This window comes from Spirosoma sp. SC4-14 (genome assembly GCF_037201965.1).
Lineage (GTDB): Bacteria > Bacteroidota > Bacteroidia > Cytophagales > Spirosomataceae > Spirosoma.
Window position 1 is genome coordinate 1,851,935 of the sequence record NZ_CP147518.1, and the last position, 13,610, is coordinate 1,865,544.

The 13,610-nt window shown below is 47.2% G+C and carries 11 protein-coding genes; 1 reads left to right on the forward strand and 10 read right to left on the reverse strand.

Features of this window, described 5'->3' with window-relative positions; translation table 11 throughout:
- The first annotated feature begins 248 nt into the window (after positions 1–248).
- On the forward strand, positions 249–1,751 hold the full coding sequence (locus WBJ53_RS07455) for a capsule assembly Wzi family protein (protein WP_338875442.1): 1,503 nt from the start codon (positions 249–251) through the stop codon (positions 1,749–1,751).
- A gap of 58 nt (positions 1,752–1,809) precedes the next feature.
- Here the strand turns inward: WBJ53_RS07455 and WBJ53_RS07460 are convergent, their stop codons facing one another.
- The 10 genes from WBJ53_RS07460 to WBJ53_RS07505 form a co-directional block, all read right to left on the reverse strand.
- Positions 1,810–2,898 (reverse strand): acyltransferase, encoded by a 1,089-nt coding sequence (locus tag WBJ53_RS07460; protein ID WP_338875443.1) that lies wholly within the window; start codon positions 2,896–2,898, stop codon positions 1,810–1,812.
- Positions 2,899–3,053: 155 nt separating this feature from the next.
- Positions 3,054–4,220, reverse strand: coding sequence for an acyltransferase (locus tag WBJ53_RS07465; RefSeq protein ID WP_338875444.1), 1,167 nt, complete (start codon positions 4,218–4,220; stop codon positions 3,054–3,056).
- A 41-nt stretch (positions 4,221–4,261) separates the two neighbouring features.
- Complete coding sequence (locus tag WBJ53_RS07470) at positions 4,262–5,260, reverse strand: hypothetical protein (protein WP_338875445.1); 999 nt, start codon at positions 5,258–5,260, stop codon at positions 4,262–4,264.
- A 631-nt stretch (positions 5,261–5,891) separates the two neighbouring features.
- Positions 5,892–6,740 (reverse strand): polysaccharide lyase, encoded by an 849-nt coding sequence (locus WBJ53_RS07475; protein ID WP_338875446.1) that lies wholly within the window; start codon positions 6,738–6,740, stop codon positions 5,892–5,894.
- Positions 6,741–7,198: 458 nt separating this feature from the next.
- A complete protein-coding gene (locus tag WBJ53_RS07480; RefSeq protein ID WP_338875447.1) occupies positions 7,199–7,876 on the reverse strand; it encodes an acyltransferase in 678 nt (225 codons plus the stop codon).
- Complete coding sequence (locus WBJ53_RS07485; RefSeq protein ID WP_338875448.1) at positions 7,873–8,883, reverse strand: hypothetical protein; 1,011 nt, start codon at positions 8,881–8,883, stop codon at positions 7,873–7,875. Before WBJ53_RS07485 ends, WBJ53_RS07480 begins: the two co-directional genes overlap by 4 nt.
- Before the next feature lie 5 nt (positions 8,884–8,888).
- Positions 8,889–10,253 (reverse strand): MBOAT family O-acyltransferase, encoded by a 1,365-nt coding sequence (locus tag WBJ53_RS07490; protein ID WP_338875449.1) that lies wholly within the window; start codon positions 10,251–10,253, stop codon positions 8,889–8,891.
- A gap of 12 nt (positions 10,254–10,265) precedes the next feature.
- Complete coding sequence (locus WBJ53_RS07495; protein WP_338875450.1) at positions 10,266–11,396, reverse strand: acyltransferase; 1,131 nt, start codon at positions 11,394–11,396, stop codon at positions 10,266–10,268.
- A 10-nt stretch (positions 11,397–11,406) separates the two neighbouring features.
- Positions 11,407–12,528, reverse strand: a complete 1,122-nt coding sequence (locus tag WBJ53_RS07500; RefSeq protein ID WP_338875451.1) for a glycosyltransferase family 4 protein — start codon at positions 12,526–12,528, stop codon at positions 11,407–11,409.
- A complete protein-coding gene (locus WBJ53_RS07505; RefSeq protein WP_338875452.1) occupies positions 12,525–13,607 on the reverse strand; it encodes a glycosyltransferase in 1,083 nt (360 codons plus the stop codon). Before WBJ53_RS07505 ends, WBJ53_RS07500 begins: the two co-directional genes overlap by 4 nt.
- Between the last annotated feature and the right edge of the window lie 3 nt (positions 13,608–13,610).

A 13,610-nucleotide genomic window follows, 5' to 3' on the forward strand; every position in this document is an offset into this window, starting at 1 on the left:
GTGTACGCTGTCTAAACCAGGCTCTAAGCTGATTTAGACAGTCCTAAGTTCAATACCCCGAATTCCCCTGCGAAACGGCTAACCAGCTTTTTGTAGGGGAATTTTTTTAATAGAGAGAATAGTTTATTTAAGTTTATATATTTTCGATAAAGTAAAATAAATTTATGAATGAAATTTAAAATATATCAAATTTGGTATATTGCATGAGTGGCTTTGTGTTCTGTCGGTCGTATCAACTTTGTTGTTTGGTGAAACTACTACGAATAGCCCTGGCTTGGCTGGTTAGCACAAGTCTGGCAGTTGCTCAATCGGATTCGTTGCCATTAAAAGGTTCGGTAACCATCGATGCCGAACTAACAGCGATACTGGCATCAATCAGCCGAACGCCTTTCTGGCTTCAGGCCAATCAGTACGGAACCATACCGGTAAACAATCCGGCTGGTCTGGCTCGAATTGGAGTAAGCGGCCAATGGCGTCTTTCAGACAGTCGCCCGCAACGGTACGTAAGCTATGGAGTCGAAGCCGTGGGGGCAGTTGCAAGTCCATCGTCGTCGGTTGTGTTGCCGCAGGCTTATGTCTCCCTCGATTTAGGTCATTTTAGCCTGTGGGGGGGGCGCAAAAAGGAAATTATTGGCCTGGGCGATTCTACCCTGTCGTCGGGTTTCTATTCGTGGTCGGGCAATGCGTTGCCTATTACAAAAATACAGATTGGTACGAACGGATTTACACCCCTTGGTTTTACGCGTGGCATTCTAGCTGTACATGCTTTTTTTGCGCACGGCTGGTTTGCTAACTCCGATTCCATGCAACAGTCATACCTGCATCAGAAAGCCATTTACGTTCGCATTGGGCGACCAAACTGGCGAATTCGTTTAACGGGAGGCATTCTGCATAATGCACAGTGGGGTGGGCATTCCCCTTATTTGTCGCCTATTGTAGCCCGCGATGGACAACTACCCCATTCGCTTAAAGATTATTGGTACGTAGTAACGACCCAACAACCAGACGAACTTGAGTCGACCAATCATACGGCTTTCGATGGGATCAACCGGTTTGGCAATCATCTGGGTTCTATTGATCTGGGGGCTGAATTGAGCCTGGGACAATGGCAGGCAATAGGCTATTATCAACATCCGTTTGAAGACAAGTCGGGTGTCGCATTTGCCAATTTCCCGGATGGCTTATATGGCTTTCGACTGAAACGGCCACTAACCCGGCAAACGGGTTTTCAGCTACAGCACATTCTGTTCGAATACCTGAACACGATGAATCAGAGCGGCCCAATGTCAAGCACGGGTCAGCACTACGACGGCCGCGACGATTATTTCAATAATTATCAGTATCTGGATGGATGGGTGCAGAAACAGCATGTAATCGGAACGCCCTTTCTGACCCGCCGTCAGGACCTTCGACCAGAATTGCAAAATGCTAAACCCAACCTGAGTATCTACAGTCAGTGGGCCATTGCCAACAACCGGGTTCAGATGTATTATATGGGGCTGGGCGGTGCCTTTGCGTCGGGGATTCGTATCCAGGCCCAATTGTCCTATAGCCATAATTACGGAACGTTCCGTACGCCGTTCGATCAGTCAGTTAGCCAGTTTTCGGGTGTATGCTGGCTAACGTGGCCGTTGCGGTGGCTGGGCGGATCGGAACTGAAAACGGCCATTGCACTCGATCAGGGAAAACTGTATGAAAACAGCCTCGGCGGACGAATCAGCCTTAGAAAAGTCTGGAAGTCTGGAAAGTGATTTTCCTGAATGCTCGTCCGTGATGCAATCACGGACGAGCGCGTGTTGTTTGTTCCAGCTACTCAATGGGCTTCAGGGCCAGTTGATCGCTGGAAACCGTAAAGTGTTTTTTGTGCTTCAGGATAGGCTGTTCAATGTAGCGGTACGATAATTCAGCAACAAGCCCCGAAACCGCAAATCGCAAAACGGTAATGATCAGCAGATTGCTGGTGCTGTGCGGCTCCCGGAAAAGCTCAAACGCGAAAAAGATGGGAATGTGATACACATATAACCCATACGATCGCGTGCCGACCCAGCGGATCAGTTTATTGGTCAGTAACCATTGGTCGGGAAGCCTAATAGCCGTTACCACAATAAGCAGACAGATTAGATCGGTCAGAATAAATCCGCCTTCATTCCACAGCACATTGTCGCGTTTGATGGTTGTGGCAACAATAGCCAGCAAACCTAATAGACAAATGAGCGCAACGGGCGATGCTTTGGATGAATCTGTTGGTTTGGATGAATGCTTCAGATAAATAGCAAGTCCTGAACCCAGCAGAATGGCATCGATTCGGCAAAAAGTGAAACGATACGAGTCCAGCGCAAACAAACCAAAGGTAGGATCGCCCAGGCGGTAAACGTAGATTCTGAAAATTGAGACTACTGCAATCAGTATGCCCACAAACCATAACCGGCTGGTAAAGCGAATTCGGAAAACAAACAACGATACGATCAGCGGCCAGAACAGATAGAAGTGCTCTTCGACCGATAGTGACCACAAGTGCCCTAACGGGCCTGATAAATTGCCTGGAATGCAATTGTTGACGTACAAAAGACTGGCCAGATTAGCTATCGTGCGATTTCCGCCACCGGTTCGGAACCAGTATGGCCAGATCATATTGCAGAGCAGAATGCCAATCAGGAGAGCCGGAAATAAGCGTAGGGCACGTCGGGCATAAAATTTCCTGAAATCGATTGAATCGGTTTTCTGGTATTCATTCTGTAGCAGAGAGGTGATCAGATAGCCGCTCAGCACGAAAAATAAGTCGACACCTACCCAGCCGCCTTCGAACCGACCATGACCCCCGTGAACGAGCATAACCAGCAGAGCAGCAATTCCGCGTACACCATCGAGATTTTTTATATGCCTAAGCGTGGTTGACATTTATTTACGATTTATATTTTTCATAAATATTTAGTGTAAAATAAATGATTATAATAAATAAAAAAAAGACTAACACAACGATGTCAGCCTTTTCCGAATTATTCTTCACTTTTTACTGAATTTTCACGATTTAACCATCTGTGATGATTTGGTTATCAGGATACCGTAATGGTGCCGACCTGAGGACGAGCGATTTTTTTGGGCACAAATGGGCGCTCCGCCAATAGGTAAAATACATACGAACAACAGACAATGAGTGCAGTGCCGATTAAGAAGAGGTACAGAGTTGTACCGGTTCGGTTCAGGTGTAATGGAAAAATCAGGTACTGCTGAATGAGCTGAATCAGTGGCATATGAATCAGATAAATGCTGTACGAAAACGTTCCCATTGCAACGAGAGGTTGCCAGGAGAAGAGGGCATTGAGTCGGCTCAGTTTGCCAATTCCCAGAGCAACCAGTAACAGCCCGGCGCTAATGCCCACCAGCAGGTCGACATATACCCAGGGAAGGAGGGTATCGAACCGGGTAACGAGAATAATAACAGCGCCAAGACCGATTAGTAGTGTAGCCCAGGGCAGTTTATCCAGCCTATCGCTGCCAATACGGTTCGAGTAGGCCAGGTGGGCTGCGAACATACCAATGCCAAACAGCCCCAGATAATGGGGACATAAGCCCCATTGGGTTAAATTAATTGCCGGAAACCGCATAACCGACAGAAAATGCCAGATCGCATACCCGAAGAGAATAGTGGTTAATGTTGCCGGAACGCTCCCCCACCGACGCCAGCAGAAGAGAAGAAGCGGGAAGAACAGATAAATCCGCCATTCGACGGCGATTGACCAGAAAACGCCGTTGATTTTCGACGCCGTACTCATAAAAACGTCATGGAGCATAAGCGCATGAGTGACCAGATCAAACGGGGTTACAGGAATGGAGGCATCCCAGCGAGTACCTGTTTTTTGGCCAATTAATGTGGCAATGAGAAGTAGCGATAATCCCATTGCCAGAAAATAGGGGGGTAAAATTCGCTGGGCTCGCTTCTGGAAAAACCGCAGGGGTGAGTTACTGGCCAGATGGAGGTTATTGCGCAGGACAGGCATCATTAAGCAGAAACCCGAAATCACAATGAACAAATCGACAGCGTAGTGCCCATGAAAAAAGAGCCGGTACATGACCTGGTCAAACATGGGGCGCTGCCCCGATGGCAGAGGTTGTTGCTGATGATGAACAACTACATACAGAGCGGCCAGCGCGCGCAACCCATCCAGAAAACGGATGTGAATAGGGGAAGATGTGAATGGTGAATTGGTTGTGTGTGTCATGAGCGGAAGGTGGATTGTTGATGGAATAGGAAAGCGGTGCTTTATAGGAGCTTGCCCGATGCCTGGCGATGCCGGAACGCAACTACATTTGTTCGGCTTGTCAGCGTATCAATCAGGGCACTGGTAACGGCAATGGCTCCCCCCTCGAACATATGCCCACCGTCGACAAAGTCTTTGTCGGCAACCGGCAAGCGCGACAGGTTAACAAACTGGTTGTTGTAGTTGGTAGCCAGAACGCTGGCAACGTGGGCTATTTGTTGGTTTCGCGCAGGCGTTAGCTGGTCTTTTCGCCAGGGCAGATACACCATCGTTAACTGGATATGATTGCGGTTGCAGTAGCGGCTAATAGAGTCGAGGCTACTGCTAAATCGAGCAAAGCCTGTGGTATCGTAATAAGCTAAACCCGTTGCTTCCTGTGGCCGAATGAAATTGTTAGGCCTTAGCAAAACAGAGCCGTCGTCGCTGAATTTCAGCGTAAATCCAACATTGTCGTCATAGATGTATTTACTTCTGAACGACCAGTCTTTGATGAACGAATCCATCGAAAAATTCGAGAAGAAATTCCGGAAATAACTCACAACGTTCTTTTCGAAAAAGTGGGTATATACACCATTGTAGTCGATTTGTTTGGTATCGGCCAGAAATTCTGTGTGGTTGAACGGAATAATCAGATGCTTCAGCGCTAGTTTTCCCTCCAGTTGTTTCAGTACCTGAAAGGTCTCATGCGGTTTAAACCCCCACGACGAAAAATTATAGGCTTTCTCGCCGAACGTTTGGGTCAGAATTTTTGCCGATACATTATTAAGACCCATCGACGAGCCGATAATAAGGGTTCTGGCCGACAGGAGCCGGTCGTTTTGCCGGGCGTGTTCTAATTTGGCATTGAAACATACCGAGTTTGAAATAAAATGACTTGGTAACGTGGCCAGGTCAGGCACAATTTTGTGCGTTCGTCTGGCGTAGCGTACCATCACAACGCCCATCGTGATTGCCAATAGCAGAAAGCTATGGAACAGCAGTTTTACGTAAAGTTTTTTCATTGGCTTACAGTTGTTAATAAATACCATATCAGGCCCGAAATTCCTGTGTCGGTTATGCATAGGCCAAAGGTGCCCACTCGCAAACTGTTGCGGGAAAATGCCTGATAAGCAGAACTTCTGAAACTCTTAAAATTGGTTTAGCAATGGTTTGAGGTAATCGCTTTGGCCCATGCGGGTGTCCGTTGAGCGTTGGCCATGTCGCTTGTTTCGGTAGTCGCTATAGCTTTCAATAAAAGGCTGAGTCGGCAGGCTGACAGCCAACTACAGCATCGTTTCCTGACGGATGAACTCAGCCAGCGAACTGTTTGTAACTCGCTTATTCTGAGGTTTAGTATGACTATGCTGACTAGTGCAGCCAATAAATTGCTGCCTGTATTGATTGGGGTAACAGTATCTGTCTTTCATAGAATAAAGAGAAATTATATTTACTTATGATCAATTTGGTAAATACGTAATAGTCGTATAATTGGATTTGTAAATAATGTTTTTGTTTTAGTTTTTATTAAGTGGTTTTTATTGTTGATAATCAGTGTTTTGCCTTATTTAATTCTGCCAAAAAAGAAAAAAATCGAGAAAAAAGGATAGTTGGCTGAGTGTATGTGTAATGTCTTGTTGGAAGGCGGTCAGGTGCTCAGCGGGCGGTATTGTTGTCGATACCCGGACGTACGGCATTATACGTTGCGTTTGCGTTACCAACACGCATTTCGTCGAAATAAGCGACCCGTTCGCTGTGGGTTGCTTTGCCAGACCAGCAGTAAAGCCCAAATTTCCAGTAGTTACGCGAGTTAGGATAGCCAACCGATACGTTTTGCTCATCTATTTTCAACTGACCGTTTTGCCACACCTGAACAATCCCCGTTGTGCCTGTTGGGTCCCATTTGATATGCACGACATAGTCGACCCATTGGTCATACTGAGCCGTGCCCAGGCTCATAATTTTCTGGCTGGTTGCGTGTTGTAGAGGTTTGGTAATGGGTACGTTAGAAGCCCGATAACTAAAGGTTAGTTTGTTGTTGGCTTCCAGCGTCATATTGATTGGCGGAACAGTGCCTTCATAACCAGGATCTGGAAAAGCGTGCCATTGAACAATATTGGCGATTTCGGCATCATCGGCATTATTGGCCGACGGTAGATAAACACTAAAGCCATACCAGCGCTCATTTTCTTTAGCGTCGATAAATGCTGAGGCTAGTTCGGAATGACACGAATTATTGGTACCGTCATATTGGCTGGGTTTCCAGCTAAACCGCATCGACTGCTTACCAACCCGCGCCAGTTTTTGATCGAGGCTACCGGCATTATCGGCTCGTAACTCCTTATGCCAGCTCGATGCCAACTGACTTTTTTCAAATCCTTCCGTTATTAACAGGCTGGCTGTTTCGCGGGCCGATGCCACTGACTCGTCTGGACGAATGGTATCGGATTGCGAACAACTGCCTAGCCCTGCACTAAGTAGCGAATAAAGAAAAGTAGTAAGCACGATATGTAAAAAATGAGGATTAAGCTTACTACAAGTTATAGAAACATTGCTATTGTTGATCTTAAAATAGGCTGAGAATAGGGAAGTGGAAATACGTTTCATGTATCTACATTGATTTGTCTATTCTGACAGATCGATGTGCTTCCTAGTCACTAATGGTTATATTGAAATAGTATTAAAATTAATTAAGCTGTTTTTTCAATAAAGTTCTGATAATAAGAGAGTTAATTTAATATAGTGTTCTTATTTTATTTAAATTATCTAATATTAAATGTTTTTACATTTAATTTGTATAACTAATAAGTATATGTTTTTTAATTACTTTTATTAAGTATTTATGCTTATTGTATATTGACTGATTCAGCTTTAGTGAATTATAAATATGCACACAAAAAAACCGGCCTGCTCAAGAGGGGCAGGCCGGTTTAACCAACATTTTATAACCTAATCCAATGTGTTTATTTTTCCCAGACGATTCCTGTTTTAATAATTTCGGCAGGTGATCCGGCCAAAACGGTGTCACTTACCGTTAATTGCCTGCTTACGGTGCTGTTGGCGGCAATAACGCAATTGTCGGGCGTTGATGCTCCTTTCAGGATAAGGGCACGGCAGCCAATCCAATTTTTGTTACCAATCGTTACTTTTCGATCTTTATTTATTTGACGACCATTGCCATTGTAAACTTTATGGAAATCGGTATCCATCACCAGAATTTCCCATGAAAGCAGACAGTCGTCGCCAAATTCAATTTCATGAAAGCATACAATCTGACTTTCGGCCGTAATCGTAAAGTTGTTCCCAATGCGTAAATTACCCTTCACACAGATTTTGGACCCATGACCGATGTCGGCCGTACCCTCAAATTGAACGGTGCCGGATACTTCCCAGATTGATTTCGAATTTTTAGAATCGAAAATACCTACTCGACCAAACCCCAGCCGAATTTGCCGGTGACGAATGGGGCCATTCAGCACTACATTGCCTTTCAGTTCAAGCAACCGCACATTGGCCGAAACCATAACCGGCAACTGGATAGCAGTGCGCAATGGGAAATAATGAAAATTGAACCGGATGGTGTTGGGCAGGTGCCGCACATCGCGTATCAACTTTCCGAATGTGGTCAGGAGCCGTTTCATAACGACGCAATGGTAGTACGGGGAGCACCGTGGTGGTTACGAAGAGTTACGATCTGTTTGCGGATTGCCAGTGTGTCGACCAGTGCATTGGTTATCGTAATGGCCCCTTCTTCGAACATATGCCCCCCATCGACATAGTTTTTACGCTCGACCGGAAGTCGCGACAGATCAACAAACTTATTGTGGTATTTAGCCCTCAGGTAATTGGCTACATATTCTACTTGTTTCGTGCGTTTGGGCGTTAGCAGATCGTGTCGCCAGGGCAGATACACCATCGTTAATTCAATATTGTTGCGGTCGCAGTACTGGCTGATTGAATCGAGACTCCGGTTAAAACGGGCAAAGCCTGTGGTGTCGTAATAAGCCAGAGGGCTCCCTTCCTCCGATCGGACAAAGTTGTTTGCGTGCAGATTGATGGAGCCGTCGTCGGCAAATTTGAGTGTATAGCCTTCGTTGTCGCGATAGATGTATTTCGTTCGCAGCGACCAGTCCTTAATGAAGTTGTCGAGCGTGAAATTGGTAAAGTAGCCGCGTACCTGAGTTAGCAGGCCAGGCGCAAAAAAATGGTCGTGTACGGCCTGATAGTCGATTTGTTTGGCGTCGGCCAGAAACTCTGTATTATTGAAGGGAAGCACCAGCCGCTGAATAGCCAGTTTGCCTTCCAGTTGCTTCAATACCTGAAAGGTCTCATGCGGTTTAAACCCCCACGACGAAAAATTATAGGCTTTCTCGCCAAATGACCGGGTTAGAATGGCTCCCGACACATTATTGAGCCCTAACGACGAGCCGATAATAAGGGTTTTGGCCGACAGAAGGCGACCTTCTTCTTTGGCATGTTCGAGTTTCGCGTTGAAACAAACGGAATTAGAAATAAAATTAGGCGGAATACTGTGGAGGTCGGGCCAGAGTTTATGCGTGCCTTTTGCATACCTTGCCATCACAACAGCGCCAATGGCAGTTGTCAGGAGCAGGCTATGCAACAGTATTTTTTGCAGGAATTTTTTCATGTCTATCAGAATTGGAAATAGATGAACTGACCACTACCGAATCGACCCAGAAACAGAATGGCAATAACAATCAGATAGTACATACCATAGCGAGGTATGGGCCGAAGGGCGTTCAGTATGGGCAGGAAACCGGTGCGACTGATAATGTATTCCCAGGCCATAAAGAGTGTTGTGATAAGAATTATTTTCTTCGACACCAGCGGATTGTGGATGTCGAAATGCGGATTAACAGCATTGCCAATCACGTGCATAGCCGTACTGACATCCGGTGCCCGGAAGAAAACCCAGGCCAGCGCTACAACCACATTGGTCAGCACCAGCGCCAGAATTCCTCTGTTCTGCTTGCGGTTAAACACATCTTCCAGAATCTGGAACGTACCATGAATAGCCCCCCAGATCACAAATGTCCAGTTGGCACCGTGCCACAGCCCCGAGGTCATAAAGACAATGAAAACGTTCAGGTGTTTATGCCGACGGTTGCCACCCAGCGGAATGTAGAGATAATCGCGGAACCAGGTCGATAGCGACATGTGCCATTTGCGCCAGAATTCGGTAATCGAATGCGAGAAATAAGGATAATTGAAATTTTTCATCAATTCAATACCCATTACTTTCGACGCTCCCAGCGCCATGTCGGAATAGCCTGAGAAATCGCAGTAAATCTGGATTGAGAAGAAAACCATTGCAATAATGGAGTTGTAAGACTGGGTGCCCAGATGCCCATAATAGTAGTCGACGTAAGCCGCCAGGTTGTCGGCAATCACGACTTTCTTAAACAACCCATAGGCCATCATCTTAAGCCCATCTACGGCGCGGTCATAGTCAAATTTGTGTTCTTCCTTAAACTGGTAGAGCACATTTTGCGGGCGTTCTATGGGCCCCGCCACCAACTGCGGATAATACATCACATAGAGCGCGTAATAACCCAGGTGTCGCTCGGCCTGAAAGTTTCCCCGGTATACCTCAATGGTATAACTCATGGCCTGGAAGGTATGAAACGACAGGCCGATGGGCAGAATCAACTTCCAGTAGCTGAGGTGTTCCTGACCCGAAATGCCCAGCAGTACGTTGATATTGTCGATGAAGAAGTTGTAGTATTTGAAAACGGCCAGCACACCAATATTGGCCACCAGACTCATGACCAGATAGAGCTTCCGGCGGGTTCCAGTCGATTGTTCAATGAGAATTCCAGCGTAGTAGTCGATAAGGATGGTGAACAGCAAAATCAGTACATAAACCGGAATAAACGCCATGTAGAAATAGCAACTGGCTACCAGCAACAGTATCCACCGGAAGCGTTGCGGCAACCAGAAATACAGCGCCGTAACGATCGGGAAAAAGATGAAAAACTGAATAGAATTGAATAGCATGGAGAGGTATGTTTAATGGGTAGCAACAGGCTTTACATTCATCTTTTCGGTTACGTCAACGTTTGAGCCGAACCGTTTGCGGAGTTTCATGGTAGGTTTCTCAACATAGAGGTAGCTAATGAGCGTCAGAACAGTGCCAACCGTTGCCGCTACGGCCATCCAGGGCAGCGTAGCCCGAAATGGCGTTACATAGTGTTCGGCGAAGCACACACCCACCCAGTGAAACATATAGAGCGAGTAGCTGACCTTGCCAACCTGAATGAGCCAGGGTGCGCTCAACCGACTGAGCAGCCAGTTGTAGCGAGGGTGATAGAGTGTGGCCGGAACCAGCACCGATAATGCAATGCCCTGCATCGTATAGCGAACCGTTTCCCGAAAAAACAGATCGCGGTAAACCAGTGTGAACAGGATCAGCAGGGCCGCCACCAAATACGTTGCCCAGTGGCCCGCAAATCGGATATAGGTTCCTTTGGGAGTCCGATACAAAATCAGACTGGTGATGCAGCCAAACAGAATGGCGTCGAAACGGGTATCGGTTGCGCGATAGATTCGATCCGTTACGGCATAGCTCAGTCCCTGGGTAGATGCGATGTGCCAGCGCCAGCACATCGCACTCACCACCGCTACCAGTAGCAGGGCAATAAACGTATTATTCCAGCGGAACAGAGCAATAAACAAAATCGGGAAAACAATATAGAAGTGCTCTTCGACCGCCAGCGACCAGACAATATTGTAGACCTTCGAACACATGGCCGACACATCGGGTGTGGCATAGATCATGTAGTAGTTACGGTAATAAAAAACCGTCGACAGAATCTCGTTCTGGCTAACATCGCAACCGATCAGTAGGGTAAACAGAATCGAAATAACAACCATAAAAAGCAAGGCCGGATAGAGCCGGAGCAACCGCCGGGCATAAAAACTCTTCATGTCGATTCGCTGCTTTTTTATGTACTCGGCAATCATCAGCCGGGTAATGAGCAGACCGCTAATGAAGAAAAACAACGTAACGCCGAACCCGCCCGGCAGAATGTGTCCATAGCCATAGTGGCTGAAAACCACCAGCAGAATGGCTACACCCCGGAACCCGTCCAGCCCCGGAATGTAATTCGTATTGGTTTGTTGGTTGATGGATTGCTGCATAGTATCGGGGTTAAGCGAGTAAGTCTTTATAAATGGAAAGGAGTTTCGGGAAAATGGCGTCGGGGAGGTAGCGTTGAATGATCGTACCCGATTCTGCGCCCATCTGACGGGCCAGGTATGGGTTTTCGACAAACGCATTCAGCCGTTCATAGATGGCCTGCTTGTCGCCAGGCTGCACCAGATAGCCATTGACACCTTCTATAACGGCTTCGGCCGTACCGCCAACGGGTGTTGAAATAACCGGAAGGTGATAGCTCATCGCTTCCAGAATCGATAGCGGAAGCCCTTCGTTATACGACGGCAGAATATATACGTCGCTTTCTGAAAGTAGTTGTTGTTTATAGTCGCCCGAAATCCATCCTTTAAACTCTACAATGGTTTCCAGCCCGTGATGCGCAATGAAATTCTGGAGCTTTTCAACTTCACCATTGCCACCGATGGTCAGCTTGAGTTTGCCTTCCCAGTCATCTTTGTGTTGCCGGACCACGTCGAGCAGGTCGAAAATGCCTTTCCGATTACCAATCAGACCCAGAAACAGCACTTTTAAAGGACCGTTGTTGAGCGGATTGGTAAGCGCATGGCTGCGTTGCGGTACATCGATTACATTGCCCAGAATCTCGATCCGTTTCATCTGAAAGTTCGCTTCGAAAAAGGCTTTCCAGGAGGCCGACAGGCAGAGCATCACATCGGTATTTTCGACCATAAAACGCACCAGATTTTTCATGACGGTACGGCTGCCGGTATAAAAAACCTTGAACTCCGAGCCGTTCATGTGGTAGATGGTTTTCCGGCCGAAGAGGTATTTAGCCGTCAGGAAAACAATGAATTTCCGATAAAAACTGCCATACGACGCACCGTGAATATGCACGATCTGAATCGACCGATCGGTCAGGAGTGTTCGTAGCAGGTTGATATACTGACCAATAAAGTAGCCAACGAGCCGGAGCTTGCTGGCTACCATACGGTGAGTCGTGATGTATTTGAAGACACCGAAATATTTTTCGTAGACGTAGATGAGGTAGCCAATGCCGCCTTCGTAGGGGCGGTGCCGGAAACCGACAGTCAGTACTTTTTCGGCTACATCGTCCGGGATGGCAACAGTGGTTACCGGTGGCGCAATCGTCGTTATCATACGGATTGTGTCGATAATAAAGGTTCGAATGTTGGATAAGCAGGTTGATTGTAAGCCGTCAGATACTGGCGGGCGGTACGACGCACGTCGAAAGCTTCTTTGGCATGCATCTGGGCAAGCACAATTTTTTCCTGAAAAGCATGGGTGGCATACGCGCTGATGATGGACTGAAGTTGACGGGCACAATCATCGGCCTGACCGCTCATGAAGGTTGAGCCGAACGCTCCCTGGTTTATAATCTCCAGTGGGCCTTCGATGTCCGATACCAGAACGGGTACACCGGCAACCATGGCTTCGGCAACGGTCAGACCAAACCCTTCGTAGAGCGAGGGTTGAACGAGCAGGTCGTATTCGGCCAGGTGCTGGTAGACGTACGTCCGATCTTTCAAGCCCAGAAACCGCACATAAGGCTCCAGTTTATACTCCTTTATCTGTTCGGTCAGTACCGGTAAAGAGTCGCCATCGCCAATAAAATCGAGCTGGATATTGGTCAGACCATACGTACTAGTTAGCTGATGAATCGCATGCAGCAGAATATGCTGCCCTTTTTTCTGATGCACTAGCCGACTGATCTGAACCAGGCGGAAAAGTCCCCCCGAATAGGATCGGCGTTTTGGGCGGATCATCGCTACCGGAATGCCATTGTAGACAACATTGGCCGACCGCCCCGAACGATTTTTGATGTCGCCCCGAACGATTTTTGAAATGGCAAACAACAGGTCGAATTGCCGGAAATGCGTTGCCGGTACGTGAACGTCGTGAACGGTAAGGTACTTTCGGCACGGATACCGAAAATGGGCCACCGTGTTGGGGTTATGGCAATGGATAACATCGGGTTTGATGCGCCATAACAGACTGTTCAGCCGGAGCAGATAGACCGGGTTCCGACTCCCCAAAGGCCGGTCGATCAGGTGAACCCGAACTCGGTTGTCGATTCGGTTCAGTAGCCCGGCATGGTAGGTGTTGTTGATGACGACCAGATGAATGGTTGCAAACGCAGACTGCTCGTTCAGAATATCGACCAGCATCGATTCGGTGCCTCCCGTTTCCAGACCAAAATTCAGATGTACAATCTTCATAGC